This is a genomic window from Duganella sacchari (assembly GCF_900143065.1).
Classification (GTDB): Bacteria; Pseudomonadota; Gammaproteobacteria; order Burkholderiales; family Burkholderiaceae_D; genus Rugamonas; species Rugamonas sacchari.
Genome location: NZ_FRCX01000006.1, coordinates 278,764 through 297,020 on the forward strand (window position 1 = coordinate 278,764; position 18,257 = coordinate 297,020).

The 18,257-nt window shown below is 63.2% G+C and carries 17 protein-coding genes; 7 read left to right on the top strand and 10 right to left on the bottom strand.

The window, feature by feature from the left end; genetic code table 11:
* Nucleotides 1–648 carry a TetR/AcrR family transcriptional regulator gene (locus BUA36_RS15255; RefSeq protein ID WP_072785980.1) on the bottom strand — a complete coding sequence of 216 codons (648 nt, stop codon included), beginning with the start codon at nucleotides 646–648 and terminating at the stop codon, nucleotides 1–3.
* Between the two features lie 81 nt (nucleotides 649–729).
* On the opposite strand from BUA36_RS15255, the gene BUA36_RS15260 reads away from it, so the two are divergent.
* The gene (locus BUA36_RS15260; RefSeq protein WP_072785983.1) at nucleotides 730–3,024 is read left to right on the top strand and encodes an arylsulfatase; all 2,295 of its coding nucleotides are present in this window, start codon (nucleotides 730–732) and stop codon (nucleotides 3,022–3,024) included.
* Complete coding sequence (locus BUA36_RS15265; RefSeq protein WP_072785985.1) at nucleotides 3,021–4,259, top strand: anaerobic sulfatase maturase; 1,239 nt, start codon at nucleotides 3,021–3,023, stop codon at nucleotides 4,257–4,259. Before BUA36_RS15260 ends, BUA36_RS15265 begins: the two co-directional genes overlap by 4 nt.
* Here the strand turns inward: BUA36_RS15265 and BUA36_RS15270 are convergent.
* Nucleotides 4,231–5,025, bottom strand: coding sequence for a hypothetical protein (locus tag BUA36_RS15270; protein ID WP_072785987.1), 795 nt, complete (start codon nucleotides 5,023–5,025; stop codon nucleotides 4,231–4,233). The genes BUA36_RS15265 and BUA36_RS15270 overlap by 29 nt on opposite strands.
* 31 nt (nucleotides 5,026–5,056) lie before the next feature.
* Here BUA36_RS15270 and tcdA point away from each other — a divergent pair, with 31 nt between their 5' ends.
* Genes tcdA through cysK form a run of 3 tightly spaced genes read left to right on the top strand, consistent with a single transcriptional unit; the run spans nucleotide 5,057 to nucleotide 7,415 of the window.
* The gene (tcdA, locus tag BUA36_RS15275; RefSeq protein ID WP_072785989.1) at nucleotides 5,057–5,896 is read left to right on the top strand and encodes a tRNA cyclic N6-threonylcarbamoyladenosine(37) synthase TcdA; all 840 of its coding nucleotides are present in this window, start codon (nucleotides 5,057–5,059) and stop codon (nucleotides 5,894–5,896) included.
* 46 nt (nucleotides 5,897–5,942) lie between these two features.
* Complete coding sequence (locus BUA36_RS15280) at nucleotides 5,943–6,440, top strand: FKBP-type peptidyl-prolyl cis-trans isomerase (protein ID WP_139260581.1); 498 nt, start codon at nucleotides 5,943–5,945, stop codon at nucleotides 6,438–6,440.
* Between the two features lie 42 nt (nucleotides 6,441–6,482).
* Entirely contained in the window at nucleotides 6,483–7,415 is a 933-nt protein-coding gene (gene cysK, locus BUA36_RS15285) for a cysteine synthase A (RefSeq protein WP_072785991.1), read from the top strand.
* Here the strand turns inward: cysK and BUA36_RS15290 are convergent.
* The 6 genes from BUA36_RS15290 to BUA36_RS15315 form a co-directional block, all read right to left on the bottom strand.
* A complete protein-coding gene (locus BUA36_RS15290; protein ID WP_072785993.1) occupies nucleotides 7,412–8,440 on the bottom strand; it encodes a cation diffusion facilitator family transporter in 1,029 nt (342 codons plus the stop codon). The genes cysK and BUA36_RS15290 overlap by 4 nt on opposite strands.
* Nucleotides 8,437–8,763 (bottom strand): ArsR/SmtB family transcription factor, encoded by a 327-nt coding sequence (locus BUA36_RS15295; protein ID WP_072785995.1) that lies wholly within the window; start codon nucleotides 8,761–8,763, stop codon nucleotides 8,437–8,439. Before BUA36_RS15295 ends, BUA36_RS15290 begins: the two co-directional genes overlap by 4 nt.
* Before the next feature lie 140 nt (nucleotides 8,764–8,903).
* The gene (locus BUA36_RS15300; protein WP_072785998.1) at nucleotides 8,904–9,560 is read right to left on the bottom strand and encodes a hypothetical protein; all 657 of its coding nucleotides are present in this window, start codon (nucleotides 9,558–9,560) and stop codon (nucleotides 8,904–8,906) included.
* Nucleotides 9,561–9,568: 8 nt separating this feature from the next.
* A complete protein-coding gene (locus BUA36_RS15305; protein WP_072786001.1) occupies nucleotides 9,569–10,135 on the bottom strand; it encodes a hypothetical protein in 567 nt (188 codons plus the stop codon).
* A gap of 6 nt (nucleotides 10,136–10,141) precedes the next feature.
* Nucleotides 10,142–10,882, bottom strand: a complete 741-nt coding sequence (locus tag BUA36_RS15310) for a P-loop NTPase family protein (protein ID WP_072786003.1) — start codon at nucleotides 10,880–10,882, stop codon at nucleotides 10,142–10,144.
* Between the two features lie 62 nt (nucleotides 10,883–10,944).
* A complete protein-coding gene (locus BUA36_RS15315; protein WP_072786005.1) occupies nucleotides 10,945–11,433 on the bottom strand; it encodes a CinA family protein in 489 nt (162 codons plus the stop codon).
* Nucleotides 11,434–11,605: 172 nt separating this feature from the next.
* On the opposite strand from BUA36_RS15315, the gene BUA36_RS15320 reads away from it, so the two are divergent.
* Nucleotides 11,606–14,221 carry an EAL domain-containing protein gene (locus BUA36_RS15320; protein WP_072786008.1) on the top strand — a complete coding sequence of 872 codons (2,616 nt, stop codon included), beginning with the start codon at nucleotides 11,606–11,608 and terminating at the stop codon, nucleotides 14,219–14,221.
* Here the strand turns inward: BUA36_RS15320 and thiL are convergent.
* Entirely contained in the window at nucleotides 14,206–15,180 is a 975-nt protein-coding gene (gene thiL, locus BUA36_RS15325) for a thiamine-phosphate kinase (protein ID WP_072786192.1), read from the bottom strand. The two genes, BUA36_RS15320 and thiL, sit on opposite strands and share 16 nt — an antisense overlap.
* Before the next feature lie 23 nt (nucleotides 15,181–15,203).
* Nucleotides 15,204–15,605, bottom strand: coding sequence for a hypothetical protein (locus BUA36_RS15330; protein WP_072786010.1), 402 nt, complete (start codon nucleotides 15,603–15,605; stop codon nucleotides 15,204–15,206).
* A 311-nt stretch (nucleotides 15,606–15,916) separates the two neighbouring features.
* On the opposite strand from BUA36_RS15330, the gene BUA36_RS15335 reads away from it, so the two are divergent.
* A complete protein-coding gene (locus BUA36_RS15335; RefSeq protein WP_072786013.1) occupies nucleotides 15,917–18,235 on the top strand; it encodes an NADP-dependent malic enzyme in 2,319 nt (772 codons plus the stop codon).
* Nucleotides 18,236–18,257 lie beyond the last annotated feature (22 nt).

Sequence of the window (18,257 nt, forward strand, 5' to 3'; positions counted from 1 at the left end):
TCAAGCTCGGAAATGGGTGGACACAAACAGCGTCACGGCGGACCGGACCAAAACCTCCTGGCGCTCGGGCGATACCTGCTCCGAGCTGTAGCCCGCCAGCAGGTAGAAGTGGCCCAGCACGCACAAATTAATGAACTGGATGGCGGCCAGCGTGGAATCGTCAAATGTTCCCTGACCCGACGATTTTAGCGCTTCCAGGCATTTCCTGACGGGCTCGCGGAAACGGTCGCCTTCGGCCTGGATCAGTTCGGCTAATCCGGGCACGCGCGGCATCTCGGCCACCACCAGGCGGATGAATTTTAAATGCTCTGGCTTGAAAAAGAACGCTGCAATGATCAAGCCCAGCTCATATAGCACCTGCGCGGGCGGCTGGTGGAGGTCGAGGTGGAATTGGCTGGCGTAGTCGGGCGCACGCGCTTTCACGAGCGCCATGAACAATTCTTCCTTGCTGCCGAAGCGGCGGTACAGGGTCAGCTTGGAGCAGCCGGCAGCTGCAGCGATGCCTTCCATGCTGGCCCCTTGAATGCCGCCCTTGGCCAGGAACTCGGCGCGGGCGGCATCCATGATGCGGTTGAGCAGCTGTTCCGACGCATCGCGGGTGGGCCGGCCGGCTGGCGCAACAGGGGGAGGGTCTTGCGTAAACGTCATAAGTAAAACCGAATTCATTCGTTTGCGGAGATATGGCATCCAGTTAATGTCACGCTGTCGTTACATTATTGGAGAGTTAGCATGCAGAGAATACCGCAACATGGCGTTTTGACGGCTGGCGCGCTTGCTGCCGCTCTGGCGCCCAGCGCCGACGCCCTTGCCGCCCAGGCCGCCGCTACCCAGCCGGCCCGCGCCAAAACCGAGCAGGGCGCCCCGAATGTGATCTGGATTTTGCTGGACGACGTGGGCTTCGGCGCCAGTTCGGTCTTCGGTGGACTGGTGGAAACGCCCAATCTGGACGCGCTGGCGAAACAGGGGCTGCGCTATACCAATTTCCACACGACGGCGATCAGCTCGCCCACGCGCGCAGCCCTGCTCACCGGCCGCAACCACCACAGCGTGGGCTTGGGCCTGTTCCCGGAAACTGCCAACGACCAGCCCGGCTACAGCGCGCGCATCCCGGCCAGCAAGGCTACCGTGGCGGAGATCCTGAAAGAAAGCGGCTACAGCACGTATGCGGTGGGCAAATGGCATCTCGCGCCGGTCGAGGAGGCGGGACCGAAAGGACCGTTCAACCGCTGGCCGACCGGCAAGGGCTTCGAGCAGTACTACGGCTTCCTGTACGGCGAGACCGACCAGTGGCATCCGCAACTGGTGGAAGGCACACGGGCACTGGACGACGATCCGCAAGGCCGTCACCTGAACGAGCTGCTCACCGACAAAGCCATCAGCTACATCGACCAGCAGAAAAAACCGTTCTTCCTCTATTTCGCGCCCGGCGCCACGCATGCACCGCACCAGGTCAGCAAGCAGTGGATCGAGAAATACAAGGGCAAGTTCGATGCGGGCTGGGACAGCTACCGCGCACAGGTCTTCGCCAACCAGAAGAAGCTGGGCCTGATCCCGCAACAGACGGTGCTGCCGGCGCGTCATCCCAATGTGAAGGCATGGGCCGCACTCAGCGCGAAAGAGAAGCGCCTGTACGCGCGCTATTTTGAAACCTATGCCGGCTTCCTGAGCTATACCGATGCGGAGATTGGCCGCCTGGTCAATCACCTCAAGCAGACCGGCCAGTTCGACAACACCATCATCGCCGTGGTCATCGGCGACAACGGCGCCAGCAAGGAGGGCACGGACAGCGGCACCACCAACGGCCTGGCTGCCGTGCTGTATCCGGAAAACGATATCGACAAGCAGCTGGCCAATATCGACAAGATCGGCACCGAGTACTCGTCGCCCAACTACCCGCTGGGCTGGGCGCAAGCCACTAACGTGCCGTTCCGCCAGTGGAAGCAGGATGCGAATTCGGAAGGCGGCACGCGTAATCCGCTGATCCTGTCCTACCCGCGCGGCATTCAGGACAAGGGCGGCATCCGCGCGCAGTACGGCCATGTGATCGACCTGCTGCCGACCACGCTGGAACTGTCGCACATCACGCCGCCGGCGCAGGTGGGTGGCGTCAAACAGGACAATATCGAGGGTACCAGCCTGGCCTACTCGGTCAGCGATGCGCAGGCGCCGTCGCGCCACCTCACGCAGTACTACGAGATCAACGGCACCCGCTCGATCTATCACGATGGCTGGAAGGCGGCCACGCTGCACAAGCCCGGCACCGCGTTTGAAAAAGACGTGTGGGAGCTGTACAACCTCAAGGACGATCCCACCGAGATCAATGACCTGGCCGCCAAAAAACCGGACAAGCTGAAAACGCTGCAAGCGCTGTTCGACAGCGAAGGCAAGAAGTACAACGTGTTCCCGCTCAAGGACACGCTGTTCCAGGACTTCGCCCGCAACCGCAGCATCTACCGCGACCAGGACCACATCGAGCTGACGCCGGACATCGGCCACCTGTTCTCGCTGACCGCACCCGCATTGAACGGTCCGTACTACCGCCTGACGGTCGACGTGGAAATTCCCGCCAGCGGCGCGGAAGGCGTACTGGTCGCCAATGGCGGACGCTTTGGCGGCTCCAGCATCTTCATCCAGAATGGCAAGCTGCATTATGCGCAGACCAACGGCTATGAAGCGGCGCTGGTCTCGTCCGAGCAGCCGCTCAAGCCCGGCAAGTCGCAGGTGACGGTGCAGTTCGCGCCGGGCCTGTGGTCGGGCGCCGAGGTGCAGCTGTTCCAGGGCGACAAACTGATCGGCAAGGGCAAGGCGCCCGTGAAATATGGCGTGGCTTACCTGTCCTACGACGAAGGCTTCGACATCGGCCGCGACCTGCGCACGCCGGTCAGCGACAAGTACAAGACGCCGTACGCATTCACCGGCAAGTTGGACAAAGTCACGATTGACTACAAGGCGCCGCTGGTGGACCGCGTGGTGGCCAACGTCAACCAGCGCGTGCTGAAAACCCTGGTCACGTTCAAAAAATGAGCGAGGCCGGCATCCACCTGATGGCCAAACCCATCGGCCCGCTGTGCAATCTGGATTGCAGCTACTGCTTCTATCTGGAGAAGGAAAACCTGTACCCGGACCGCACGCGGTTCTCGATGAGCGACGAGGTGCTGCGGGCGTATATCGCGCAGAACATCCAGCGCGAAGCGGGACCGGAAGTGCTGTTCACCTGGCAGGGCGGCGAACCGATGCTGCGCGGACTGGCGTTCTACCAGCGCGCGGTGGCCATCCAGCAGGAGCTGGCGGGTGGCAAGGCGATCCGCAACGCGCTGCAAACCAATGGCACGCTGCTGGATGACGAATGGTGTGCTTTTCTGGCGGACGCCGGCTTCATGGTTGGCCTCAGCATCGACGGCCCGCGCGAGTTGCACGACAGCGCACGCGTCGACAAGCAGGGCCGCCCGACCTTTGACGCCGTGATGCGCGGGCTGGCGCTGCTGCGCAAATACCGCATCACGTTCAACGTGCTGGTGACGGTGACCAACGCGGTTGCCAGCCATCCCGATGAAGTCTACCGCTTCATCCGGCGCGAAGGCATCACGCATGTGCAGTTCAATCCCGTGGTGGAGCGGGCGCCCGACCAGAACGAGCACGCCATCGGCCTGACCTTTGCGCGGCCAGGGCAGGTGAGCCGTTCACGGCCGGTGCAAGCGGTAACGCCGCACAGTGTCGGCGCGGAGCAGTACGGCGACTTCCTGATCGCGATTTTCAACCAGTGGGTGCGTAACGACGTCGGCAGCATCTACGTCATGAACTTCGAGTGGGCGCTGACGTCATTCCTGGGCTTGCCGTCGACGGTCTGCCTGTTTGCCGAAAACTGCGGCCGCGCGCTCATCGTCGAACACAACGGCGACGTGTTCTCGTGCGACCACTTCATGTATCCAGAGCACCTGCTGGGCAATCTGCGCGACACCGATGTCGCCACGCTGGCGGCGTCGCCGCAGCAGCAGGCGTTCGGCCGCGCCAAGGCGGCGTTGCCGGACGACTGCCAGCAATGCCTGTACAAATTCGCCTGTCATGGCGAATGTCCCAAGAACCGCTTCATGCACACGCAGGATGGCCAGCCCGGCCTGAACTACTTGTGCCCCAGCTACAAAAAATACTTCAGGCACATCACGCAATACATGAACGCCATGGGCAAGCTCATCGCCCACGGCCAGCCCGCTTCGCTCATCATGCAGGCCTTTAACGGCCCGCTGGCGGTGAAGGTGTGAGGACGTCGCGCGCGGGGCATTCCGAGGTGCCGTTGATTACCATGGTAGCTTGCGGCTGCTCGCCTGCCGTGTAGACGCGCAGGCAGGATTGCTGGTTTGTATAGTTGAAAATGCAGTCATTCAGACCGGTGCCGGTGCATATTTCCACTTCGCGATAACCGGCCCGAAAGAACGGGGCCGCACTGGCGTTGCGCTGAGAGGTCGGCCTGGGTTTCCAGCCTGATCTGAGGATGGACTTGCGCGCAGCGGCCAGCGGCATGCCGGTGAACTGCGGCGTCTGCAGGACATCCGCGATTTCCTTGGGCAGCTCGCCGCCGTCCAGCTGTCGGCTGAGCATGGCTGAAGGCAGTACCACGGTCTCGCCATCGATCTCTTCCTCATAGCCAGCAATCAGCCACCGCTGCCCCTTGGCCACCGTGAAATCCCAGTTGCCGTCGCAATCGGTGCCGACGGGCTTGGCGATGGCGCCGCGCGCCGGCACGCTACGCTCCGGTTTGCCCAGCCACCACCGATATGGCAGGAACGTGATGCGCTGGTCGCGTTCCAGCTCCGGCGGAGGCGCCACATCCTCCACCGCCACCACCTCGCCGATGAAGACCACCTTTCTGGCACTTTCCACCTGCCAGAAAGCCTTCAAGTCGTAGGCCCGGGCCGCAAGTTTGCAGCCCCAGGCAGGGGCGGCGACAGCAAGCAGCAGGACGCTGAATAATCGGAGCAATTGCGGGCCTTTCTGCCAGGTTTCCTGGCGACGCGGCCAGCATAGCATGCAGGATCGGCCGCTCCGGTAAAATGGCGGGATGAACAGCATTACACCCCCTGAATTTAACGACGTCGACTTCGAGCGGCGCTTTGGCGGCATCGCCCGCCTGTACGGCGTGCATGCGCTGGACCGCTTCCGCAACGCCCACATCTGCGTGGTCGGTGTGGGCGGCGTCGGCTCGTGGATCGTCGAGGCGCTGGCGCGCAGCGCCATCGGCCAGCTCACGCTGATCGATCTCGACAACGTTGCCGAATCCAATATCAACCGCCAGATCCAGGCCCTGAGCAGCACCGTCGGCATGGCCAAGATCACCGCGCTGGCCGAGCGCATCGCGCAGATCAATCCGTTCTGCCAGGTGCACCAGATCGAAGAGTTTGTCGAACCGGACAACGTGGCGCAGATGATCGGCAACGGCAAGTACGACTACGTGATCGAGGCCACCGACTCAGTCAAGGCCAAGGCGGCGGTGCTGGCCTGGTGCCGCCAGCATGACCTGCCGGTGGTCACCATCGGCAGCGCCGGCGGCAAGACCGACGCCGCGCAGATCTCGGTGCGCGACCTGGCCAGGACCGAGCAGGAACCGCTGCTCAAGAAGGTGCGCAAGATCATGCGCGCCCAATACGGCTTCCCGCGCGGCGAAAAAACCAAGTTCCACATCGACGCCGTGTTTTCGACCGAACCGCTGAAATACCCGGAAACCGGCGAAGTGTGCACGGTCGATGGCGACGACCGCAGTGGTGGCGTCACCGGCCTGAACTGCGCCGGTTTCGGCTCGGCGATGGTGGTCACCGCCACCTTTGGCATGGTTGCCGCCGGCCACGCGCTGCGCAGGCTGGCCGATGACGCACTCGCCATAACAGCCACCGACCCGGCCTAGTTTGCTATCATTGCAAGCTGTCTACAGACTCATCGAAAGAATTTACATGAAGCGTCGCTCCGTTTTCATCGCCATGCTGTTTGCCGCTGCTGCCGCCCAGGCGCAAGCGCCACAGGCCCAGCCGGAAGCTGCAGCTCCCGCCCCGGCGCCAGCCGCGCCCGTGGTGGTCGGCTCCGCCACGCCCGGCCCTGCGGCTGAACAGCTGATCGTCACCGACACCAAAATCGGCACCGGCAAGGAAGCCACCACCGGCGCCACCATCTATATGCACTATTCGGGCTGGTTGTACCGTCCGCTGGCCAAGAATATGCACGGCAAACTGTTCGACTCGTCCTACCCGCGCGGCGAGCCGCTCGACTTCGTGCTGGGCGCCGGCCGCGTCATCAAGGGCTGGGACCAGGGCGTCCAGGGCATGAAAGTGGGCGGCAAACGCACGCTGATTATTCCGTCGGAACTGGCGTATGGCTCGCGTCCTTCTCCAGGTAGCAACATCCCGCCAAATTCTGCACTGATCTTTGACGTCGAGCTCGTTGACGTCAAATAAAAGCGTAGACTGGAACCTCCGTCCAGAACTCGGAGGTTTTCCATGAAGATTGCCAACGACGTCACCCAGCTGATCGGCCGCACGCCTTTGGTGCGGCTGAACCGGCTAACCAAGGGCACCACTGCCCAGATTCTCGCCAAGCTCGAATACTGCAACCCGGCCCATAGCGTCAAAGACCGCATCGGCCTGGCCATGATAGAAGCGTCCGAAGCCGCCGGCCAGATCCGTCCCGACACCATCATCCTCGAACCCACCAGCGGCAACACCGGCATCGCCCTGGCCATGGTGTGCGCCGCGCGCGGCTACCGCTGCACGCTGGTCATGCCGGACACCATGAGCCGCGAACGGCGCATGCTGCTGCGCGCTTACGGCGCCGAGCTGGTGTTGACGCCGGGCGGCGAAGGCATGCTGGGCGCGATCCGCCGCGCCGACGAACTGGCCGCGTCCGACCCGCGCTACCTGATGCCGCAGCAGTTCAACAATCCCGCCAACCCCGAAGTACACCGCCGCACCACCGCCGAAGAAATCTGGAACGACACCGATGGCCGCATCGACATCCTGGTGGCCGGGGTCGGCACCGGCGGCACGATTACCGGGGTAGGCGAAATCATCAAGGAACGCAAGCCGGAATTCCGCTGCATCGCAGTGGAGCCGGAAGCCTCGCCCGTACTGGCCAAGGGCATCAAAGGACCGCATCCCCTGCAGGGCATCGGCGCCGGCTTTGTGCCGGCCGTGTTGAATACCGACATCTATGACGAGATCATCGGCGTGAGAAGCGAGGACGCGTTTGAGACCGCGCGCCGCGCGGCCAGTGAAGAGGGACTGCTGGTGGGGATTTCCTCCGGCGCCGCGCTGTGGGCTGCGCTGCAGGTCGCGCGGCGGCCGGAGAATGCCAACAAGATCATCGTGACGATCATCCCGTCGTTTGGCGAGCGCTACCTGAGTACCGCCCTGTACGCCAATCTGGCGGATTAATGCGCGTGGTTGTGGGCTGAGACCGGGACGGCCGGCGGCGACTGCAGGCAGCATTCCTGGTCAGCGGCGCCAGTGCGCGCTTGCAGCGTGCTGTGCTGGATAGAAAACTCCTCGCGCAATTGCTTGCTGATGGCATCCATCACGCTGTCGCCAGGGTAGCCGGCGGGCGTCACCAGCTGCGCCGTCAAGGCGTTTTCCGTGGTGCTCATGGCCCAGATATGCAGGTCCGCGACGTCGGCTACGCCGGGCTGCTTGCGCAGGAAAGCTTCGATGCCGGTGCGGTCGACATTGTCCGGCACCGCCGCCATCACCATGCGCAGCGACTGCGTCAGCAGCGACCAGGTGCTGATCACGATGAAGGCGACGATCAGCATGCTGACCAGCGGGTCCAGCCAATTCCAGCCGCTGTAACGCACCACCACACCGGCAATCAGCACGCCCAGCGAGATCGCCGCATCGGCCGCCATGTGCAGGTAAGCGCCGCGAATGTTGATATCGTCCTTGCTGCCCGACATGAACAGCCAGGCCGAGAAACCGTTGATCAGAATGCCGATACCGGCCACTACCGACACCGTCAGGCCCGCCACGGGATCCGGATGGATCAGCTGCTGCACCGCCTCCCAGGCGATCCCGCCGCACGCGACCATGAGCAGCATGGCATTGAACAGCGCAGCCAGCATCGACGAGCTGCGCAGGCCGTAGGTATAGCGGCTATTGGGCGCGCGCTTGGCGAGGATGGCAGCGCCCCAGGCCAGCATCAGGCCCAGCACATCGGACAGATTGTGGCCCGCATCGGCCATCAGCGCGGTTGAGTTGGCCAGGAAACCGTAGAAGAACTCGACTCCCACAAACACCGTATTGAGCACGATGGCGATGACAAACGCCCGGCCCATGGTGTTGGGATCGCCGTGATGGTGGTGGTGATGTCCGTGGCCGTGATCGTGCCCATGCGCGTGGCGATGGTGGTGGCCATGGTCGTGCTGGTGGTCGTGATCATGATGGTCGTGATCGTGGTGCTTGCTCATGCTTCGGTCCCGGTGGAAGGTTCGGCGATATGTTCCAGCATATCGTTGAGGACGCCGGTGATATGGGCATCGGCGGCGGAATAGAAAACCTGTTTGCCCTGGCGTTCAGACTTGACGATGCGGGCCGCGCGCAGCAGGCGCAGGTGGTGGCTGACCAGCGAGCTGCTCAGATCCAGTGTAGTGGCAATATCGCTCACGGCGATCGGCGCAGGCAGGCAGGCCAGCACAATGCGCAAGCGGGTAGGGTCGCCCAGCAGGTGGAACAGGTCCGCCAGCTGAGCAATGGCCGGCTCGACGCCGGTATAGTCGTGTTGACAGCTCATTATTACCAACATATGAATAGGTGTTCACATGTTAGCACAAAATCCGGGGTCAGGTCCGTCATTTCTACACGAGCTCTGCCGTAGCCAAGTGACTAAGGCAGAGCTCGTGTAGAAATGACGGACCTGACCCCGGAATGGGTTTAGCGGGAGGTGTCGGCGGCTTTGGCGAGGTCGTCGCGCAGGCTTTGGAGGTTGCCGTCGATGCTGTCGTAGGCGCTGACCATTTGCCGTACGATGTGGTAGACCGCCTTGGCGTCCCCTTCGCCGATGTTGATATCGCCCACCACGTTCAGCATTTCAGGACCGTTGAGGAAGACCGTGCCGCCGCCCGCTGCCAGGGTCTGGATGTCGCGCATGTTGGCGTAGATGCCAGAGTAGCGCTCCAGCTGTGGCTGGGTCATCCAGCTGGCCGCCTGGCTGGCGATGGCCACTTCCCACGCTTCGCGCCGCAGGGCGGGGACCTGGATGCTCAAGCCGCCAAATTTGCCGTCGCCCGTCAGCCGCCTGCCCAGCGCGCGGCTGTCTTCCTTGGCTTTGAGCCCTGCCAGCAACTGGTCGTGCAGTATGTTGAGTTTTTTGACTTCGGCCTTGTTGTGCGCCAGTACCTTGTCCAGCTCTTGCACGTTGGCCTGCATTTCGGCGTCGATGCGGGTCGCCGCCTGGTGGGCCAGATGGCGATGGTGCCAGGTCTGTACCGCATGTTCCAGCGCCAGCGCGGTGATGATACTGATCACGATCATCAGATATTCGCCGCCAAATTCCTTGAAGGATTTGGCTTTCGGTACTTCGAAATGCATACGTCTCCTTATTTTTGCAATTCTGCCTGCAGTTCGGCGCGGATTTTCGGGTCCAGTTTCTGGATGGCTTTGTCCAGTTTTTCCGCCCGTTGCAGCGCCTGGGTCTGTTCGGGCGTCAGGCCAGATGAGCGGAAGGCGGCCTGGCCGCCGAGCACGATCAGCGCGCTCAGGATGGCGACGGCTGCCGCCGCACCCAGCAAGCGCAGTTCACGCGGCGCAATGGACGGCGAGGACTGGGTGGCGATCGGCCGCACCGGACCGGACGCCGGCGTCGGGATGTAGCCGGGCGGCGTTTCGGCCGCGTGCGCGTGGCCATGGGCGGCAGCGGCGTTCGACGGCGCTTCGTGGGCGGCGTCCAGCGCGGCTTTGCCTTCGTGCACGGCGGGCAGTCCACCCGCCAGCCGCGCCTGCTGCGCCAGTGCCAGCGAGGCGGCGTCGATCAGCGCCACGTGGCGCTGCACGGCTTCTTCCAGCACCGCTTCGTTCAGCGCGACCAGCGCAAACACCGGATCGTCAACGTCGATCCGGACGCCGGTTTTTTCAAAAACCAGGGTGCGCAGCTTTTGCTGGTCCATGGCTGCTTACCACTGCACTTTGTCGAGTTGCTCGAACAGGTCGCGGAACACGACCTTGATGCGCTGCTTTTCCATCACGTTGAATTTGTCGCTTTCCTTGACTTCGGCCGCGGTCAGGCGCGCGGTGTTCATCTTTTTGATGTCGGCGCCAAAGGTGTCGGCATTGCGCGCCGACAGCACCACGCGGCCCACCACGCGCGATGCGTTGTCGGCATAGGTCTGCGATTCGATGAACTGTTTGCCGGCTGCCGATTGCAGCAGGCCGAAGTGTTCGTTTTCCCACAGCACCAGCGGCACATTGGTGGCCTTGGCGGTGGAGACGAAACCCATGGCGGTGTCGTGCAGCGTGTCGCCGCCGCCGACGATGGTGTGGATGTAGACCTTGCGGCCGGATTCCTGCAGCAGCGCGAAACAGTCGTTCTCGATCAGGTAGCCCATCAGCGGCGAGAAGGTGTTGGCGCCATTGTCGATGACGCAGTTGCCTTCTTCTTCCAGAATGTCGATCATCAGCGCGTCAAAGCGCTTGGGATCGATGGTGCGGCTGTCGGTCATCACCGGCACATGCTTGACGTCCATCGCCTTGTAGCGCGAGAAGGTCGCATTCTCCTGGTCGGTGTCGTAGCAGCGCAGCGGCTGCTGGCCTTCGGCCAAATCCTTGCTGGCGATCCATTGCGCAAGAATGGTCGAGACCAGCGTCTTGCCGATGCCGCCCTTACCCTGGAGAATAAAATGTACCGTGTTTTGCATCAATTACTCCTGAATCGCTTGAATGCGACGAGGGTAATTGTTTTGCCGCCCGAAGGCAACGCCTAGTTAATAAAGCGTAGCAAGCCCTGCAACGCATGGATCACGGTTTGCTCGCGCACCGCGCGGCGGTCGCCGCTGAACACCAGGCGTTCGGTATGCACGGTGTCGGCGTTGGCCCAGCCGAAGCAGACGGTGCCGACCGGTTTGCCGGGCACGGCGCCGGTCGGTCCGGCGATGCCGGTGGTGGACACGGCCAGGTGGGCGTTGCTGGAGCCCAGCGCGCCGCTGGCCATGGCGCCCGCGACTTCTTCCGACACGCTGCCCATCTGTGCGATGAGCGCGGCGGAGACGTCCAGCATTTCGGTTTTGGAGGCGTTGGAATAGGTGACGAAGCCGCAGTCGAACCACGCGGTGGAGCCGGCGATTTCGGTAATGGCCTGGGCCACGCCGCCGCCCGTGCAGGACTCGGCCGTGGCCAGTATCAAGCCTTTCTGTTGCAAGGCTTTGCCGACTTGCGCGGCAAGATCGAGGATGGTGTCGCTGTTGCTCATGGCTTCTCCTTCTCTGATACGGGCTTGCTAGCACTGTACCATGCACCTTGTAATGGATGCCAGTAGTGTACCGCTGTTTGCCTCAAATGCAACATCTCCCAGCCGTGCGCCGTCATACACAAAGGCTGGTATGCTTGCCTGGAAGAAGCAGTCCGAACCTGACGGAGGCGTCATGATCAGCCAGAACGATATAAATTACGCCCGTATCCTGATCGTTGATGATCAGCCAGTCAATGTCGAGTTGCTGGAGTACTTACTCAATTCCACCGGCTATAAGGCGGTCAGCGCCACCACCGATCCGCGCGTGGTGGCGGGCTGGCATGCCCAGCACCATTACGACCTCATCATCCTCGACCTGCAAATGCCGGGCATGAGCGGCTTTGAGGTGATGGAGGCGCTGAAACCGCTGGAGCCGGATGGCTGGCTGCCGGTGCTGGTGGTCACCGCCCAGCCCGATCACAAGATGCGCGCGTTTGAAGCGGGCGCGCGCGACTTCATCAGCAAGCCGTTCGATCCCATCGAAACCCTGATGCGGATCCGGAATATGCTGGAAATGCGTCTGCTGCATGCGCGCGAACGCAGCTACAACACGCGGCTTGAACAGACCGTGCGCGAGCGGACCGCCGAGCTGCAACGCTTCCGCAGCGCCATGGACGCCACGGCCGACGCCATCTTCCTGCTTGACGCCGACAGCGCTGAAGTGGTGGACGTCAACGACGGCGCCTGCCGCATGCTGGGCTACCCACGCACCGAGATGCTGGGGCCGAGCACCAGCCGCCTGGGCCTGGGCGCGCCGGCCGACTTGCGCGCGCACGCCGAACGGCTGGCCGACTATGCCGCCGCCGTCGGGCCGTCCCGCTCGCCCGAACTGTCCGAACTGGAACTCATGCGGCGCGACCTGATCGCCGTACCCGTGGAGCTGTACTGGCAGCTGCTGCAGCGGCCCGACCAGCCGTCGGTGATGCTGGGCGTGGCGCGCGACATCAGCGAACGCCGCCAGGCGGAGGAACTGCTGCAGCACATGGCCCACTACGACAGCCTGACCGGCCTGCCCAACCGCACGCTGTTCTATAAATCGCTAGGCGACTGCATCGGCCTGGCGCAGGACAAGTCCTGGCGCATCGTCGTGCTGTTCATCGGGCTGGACCGCTTCCGCAGCATCAACGACACGCTGGGCGGTGCGCGCGGCGACGAGCTGCTGCGCCAGTTCAGCAACCGGCTGGTGCAGCGGGTACGCATCCGCGACACGGTGGGCCGACTGGGCGGCGACGAATTCGCGCTGATCCTGACCATGAGCCGCGACCAGCAGGACGCCGTCAACGCCGCCAATGAAGTGCGCGAGGCGCTGCGCCAGCCGTTCGAACTCGACGGCCATCAGGCGGTGCTGAGCGCCAGCATCGGCATTGCCATGTACCCGGACGACGCCACCGATCCGGAAACCCTGATTAACTACGCGGAAACCGCCATGGAGCGCGCCAAGCAGGCCGGCCGCGATAACTACCGTTTCTTCACCGCCGGCATGAACGTGCAGGTGCTGGCGCGGCTGGACATGGAGCTGGCGCTGCGCCGCGCGTTCGACAACCAGGAGCTGCTGCTGCACTTCCAGCCCAAGGTCAACTTGCTGACGGGTGCGGTGGCCGGCGTCGAGTCGCTGCTGCGCTGGCAGCGGCCGGGCTTTGGCCTGGTGTATCCGGCCGAATTCGTGCCGGTGCTGGAAGATACAGGGCTGGTGGTGCGCGTGGGCGCGTGGATTATCGACGCCGCGTGCAAGCAGATCGCCGCCTGGCAGCGCGACGGCGTGGGGCCGGTGCGGGTGGCCGTCAACGTCGCCAGCCGCCAGTTCATCGAAGGTGACCTGGAGCAGGAGGTGCGCGACGCGCTGGCACGCCACCAGGTGGCGCCGGAGCTGCTGGAACTGGAACTCACCGAAACCGCGCTGATGTCCAATGCCGAGCGCACCATCACCGTGCTGAAAAACCTGAAAGCCATCGGCATCAAGGTGGCGATCGACGATTTCGGCACCGGCTATTCCTCGCTGGCCTACTTGCAGCGCTTCCCGATCGACAAGCTCAAAATCGATATCGCCTTCGTGCGCGAGATCACCACCAACCCCAACGATGCGGCGATTGCGCTGGCCATCATCAGCATGGCGCACAGCCTCAAGCTGCAGGTGATTGCCGAAGGCGTGGAGACGCGCGCCCAGCTCGAGTATCTGCGACGCAGCCGCTGCGATGAAATCCAGGGTTATTTCTTCAGCCGTCCGCTACCGCCGCAGGAGCTGGGCGAACTCGTGAAGTCAGGCCGCAGCGTGCCGCCCGCGCCGGGCACGGCCAGCCAGCCGGCGCAGACGCTGCTGATTGTCGATGACGATGTGAATGTGCTGGCCTCGCTGCACCGGCTGTTCCGCCGCGACGGCTACCAGATCCTGACCGCCGCCTCGCCCACCGAAGCGTTCGAGCTGCTGGCGCTGCATGCGGTGCAGGTGATCGTGTGCGACCAGCGCATGCCGGTCATGAGCGGCACGGAATTTCTCAGCAAGGTCAAGGAGATGTACCCGGAAACCATCCGCATCATCCTGTCCGGCTACACGGGGCTGGAGTCAGTGCTGGACTCGATCAACCGCGGCGCCATCTACCGTTTTTACACCAAGCCGTGGGACGATACCCAGCTGCGCGACAACATCCGGCTGGCGTTCCACCACTATTGGCTCATGCATGGCAGCGGCAAGCTGGCGGGGCAGCCCGGCGAGGATGTCACCGCGCTGCCGACGCTTCAGGACGTGAAGTGATCAAAGCTGGACAGCCTGAGGTCCAGCGCCGCGCCATGGGCATCGACCAGGCGTAGTCCCGCTGCGGCATCGATGGTGCCGACGCGCGTGACCGGCGTCGCCACACTGCCAGCCGCCGCCAGCACCGCGGTGCGCGCCGAGGCGGGCGCGGTGAAGCACAGTTCGTAGTCATCGCCACCGGCGGCCGTGTAGGCGCGGCGCAGGGCGAGGTCCTGCGTGGCCAGGATGGCGCCGGCCGGCAGCGCATCCACATCCAGCGTAGCGCCCACGCCGGAGCGCTTGAGGATGTGACCGAGATCGCCGATGAGTCCGTCCGAAATATCAATGGCCGCGTGGGCGATGCCCTGTTCCGCCAGCAGCACGCCCAGCTCCACACGCGGCACCGGCGTGTGCATGCGGACGGCGGCGGCCCGCTGGCTGGCGGCGTCCAGCGGCTGCGGCAGTTCCAGCCGGTAGCCGGCCAGGGCCAGGCGCGCATCGCCCAGCGTGCCGGAAATCCAGATGTCGTCGCCGGGCCGGGCGGCGCTGCGGCGCAGGGCCTGGTCCGGGCGCAGTTCGCCCAACACGGTGATGCAGATATTCAGCGGGCCTTTGGTGGTGTCGCCGCCGATCAGTTCGATATTGAAGGCATCCGCCAGCGCAAACAGGCCTTGCGAGAAACCTTGCAGCCAGGCGCGGTCGGCGGCCGGCAGCGCCAGCGCCAGGGTGAAGCCGACCGGGCGCGCGCCCATCGCGGCCAGGTCGGACAGGTTGACGGCCAGCGCCTTGTGGCCCAGCCGCAGCGGATCTTCGCCGGCAAAAAAGTGGCGGCCCTCGACCAGCATGTCGGACGAAATGGCGGTCTGCAGGCCGGGCGTGGGCGCGATCAGCGCGCAATCGTCGCCGATGCCGAGCGCGGCGCGCGTGGCATGGTGGGGACGCTGGAAGTATTCCTGGATGAGGTCAAATTCGGAGAGCATGGGCAGTATTGTACTGCCTGCCATCAGGGCTCGATGCGCTTGGTCAGATGCTCCATGCCGATGGCCGGCAACGATTCGTCCGACAGGAACAACCAGTCATGGTTGGCCAGGCGCACCGCTACGCCGTTGACATGGAAGCGGCTCAGCAGGTTGGGCGTGAAGAACAGCTGCGGCCCCGCCTCATAGGTGGCGCCGGCCAGCACGATGAACAGCCGGCTGCTGCCCGCCTCGATGGTGGCGGCGTCCAGCGAGAGCTGGCCCAGCTTGCCCTGGCCGGTCTGCACCAGGCCGCCCAGCGAGCGGCTGTAGACAAACGCCAGTTGCTGCCCGTTTTCGTGCCAGCGCAGCAGCTGCTGCCAGACGGCCCCCTGCGGCGAAGCGCCGGCTGGTTCGGGCAGGCTCTTGGAAACGATCAAGGCGGACATGGCACTCTCCTGATGAACGGCTGATAACATCAGCTTAGTCGAAATCCGCCGCGCACTGCTCCGCATGGTGAAATATTGACAATTTCAATCAATTTTTATCAATCGATAGTGAAATGTAATAGATGGGGAAAATTGATTATGTTGGCTCTATCCCGACTTTATTGACGCAAAAATTCGGCTATCAGCATACATGTCTATAAAAAATGCTGATAACCGTTATTGCTGTGCGTGAAAATACCTACTTAATTGAAAGAATTGGTCTGATAAAATCATAGGCCTTCGATCGCAAAAATATGGGAAGGCTGTAAAGCATGGATTCGTCACCTGAGAAAAAAGAAGCAATTCGTCAACAACTGCGCGTTGCCGCGCTGGAATACCACGAATTCCCTACACCGGGCAAAATCAGCGTAACGCCGACCAAGCAACTGACCAACCAGCGCGACCTGGCGCTGGCGTATTCCCCGGGCGTGGCCGCGCCGTGCGAAGAAATCGTCATCGACCCGGCCAATGCCTATAAATACACCGCGCGCGGCAACCTGGTGGCGGTGATCACCAACGGTACTGCCGTGCTGGGCCTGGGCAATATCGGCCCGCTGGCCGCCAAGCCGGTGATGGAAGGCAAGGGTGTGCTGTTCAAGAAATTCGCCGGCATCGATGTGTTCGACATCGAGATCAATGAATCGGACCCGGACAAGCTGGTGGCAGTGATCGCCGCGCTGGAACCGACCTTCGGCGGCATCAACCTGGAAGACATCAAGGCGCCCGAGTGCTTCACCATCGAGCGCAAACTGCGCGAGCGCATGAAGATTCCGGTGTTCCACGACGACCAGCACGGCACCGCCATCATCGTTGGCGCCGCCATCCTGAACGGCATTTCGCTGGTCGGCAAAGACATCAAGCAATGCAAGCTGGTGGTGTCCGGCGCCGGCGCTGCGGCGCTGGCCTGCCTCGACCTTATCGTCGACCTCGGTTTCCCGATCGAGAATATCTATGTGACCGACCTGGCAGGCGTGGTCTACCAGGGCCGTACCGAACTCATGGACCCGGACAAGGAACGCTTCGCGCGCGACACCCCGGCCCGCACGCTGGCCGAAGTGATTCCCGATGCGGATATCTTCCTCGGCCTGTCGGCTGGCGGCGTGCTGAAGCAGGACATGGTCAAATCCATGGCGCCGAATCCGCTGATCCTGGCGCTGGCCAACCCGAATCCGGAAATCCTGCCGGAAGACGTCAAAGCCGTGCGCGGCGACGCCGTGATGTGCACCGGCCGTTCGGACTACCCGAACCAGGTCAACAACGTGCTGTGCTTCCCGTACATCTTCCGCGGCGCGCTCGATTGCGGCGCCACCACCATCACGCGTGAAATGGAAATCGCCGTGGTGCACGCGATTGCCGAGCTGGCCCACGCCGAGCAGTCGGACATCGTCGCCACCACCTATGGTTTCAGCAACCTGTCGTTCGGCCCGGACTACCTGATCCCGATGCCGTTCGATCCGCGCCTGCTGACCAAGATCGCCCCGGCCGTGGCCAAGGCGGCCGAAGATTCCGGCGTCGCCACGCGTCCGATCAAAGACCTGCAAGCCTACGAAGAAAGCCTGCAGCAGTTCGTCTACCGCTCGGGCACCTTCATGAAGCCGCTGTTTGCGGTGGCCAAAAAGGCGCCGCTGGACGTCAAGCGCATCGTCTACGCCGAAGGCGAAGAAGAGCGCGTGCTGCGCGCGGTGCAGGTGGTGGTCGATGAAAAACTCGCGCGGCCGATCCTGGTAGGCCGTCCGGCCGTGCTGGAAACCCGCATCGCCAAGTTCGGCCTGCGCCTGAAGCAGGGCGTCGACTTCGACGTCATCAACCCCGACCACGACGACCGCTACCGCGACTACTGGCACGCCTACTACGAAATGACCGCCCGCAAAGGCGTGACGCAGGAGTACGCCAAGCTGGAGATGCGCCGCCGCCACACGCTGATCGGCGCCATGATGATCAAGAAGGGCGACGCCGACGGCATGATCTGCGGCACCTTCGGCACCACCCAGCTGCACCTGCACTACATCGACCAGGTGCTGGGCCGCCGCGAAGGCGCATGCGTGTACGCCGCCATGAACGTGCTGGTGCTGCCGCAGCGCCAACTGGTGATGGTCGACACCCACGTCAACGAAAACCCGGACGCCAACGAACTGTCGGCGATCACCGTCATGGCCGCCGAGGAAATGCGCCGCTTTGGCCTGTCGCCACGCGCCGCGCTGCTGTCGCACTCCAACTTCGGCTCCAACAACAACGCCTCGGCGCAAAAAATGCGCGCGGCGCTGGAACTCATCAAGCAACGCGATCCATCGCTGGAAGTGGACGGCGAAATGCATGGCGACACTGCGCTGGACTCCAAGCTGCGCAACCAGATCATGCCAGGCTCGACCCTGACCGGCGACGCCAACCTGCTTGTGATGCCGAATATCGAGGCCGCCAACATCGCCTACAACCTGGTCAAGACCGCCGCCGGCAACGGCATTGCCGTCGGTCCGATCCTGCTGGGCTGCGCCAAGCCGGTGCACATCCTGACGCCATCGGCGACCGTACGCCGCATCGTCAACATGACCGCGCTGTGCGTGGTCGACGCAGTGGCCCAACGCAAAGCCTAAACTTGTTTTAACCATCCGGGGT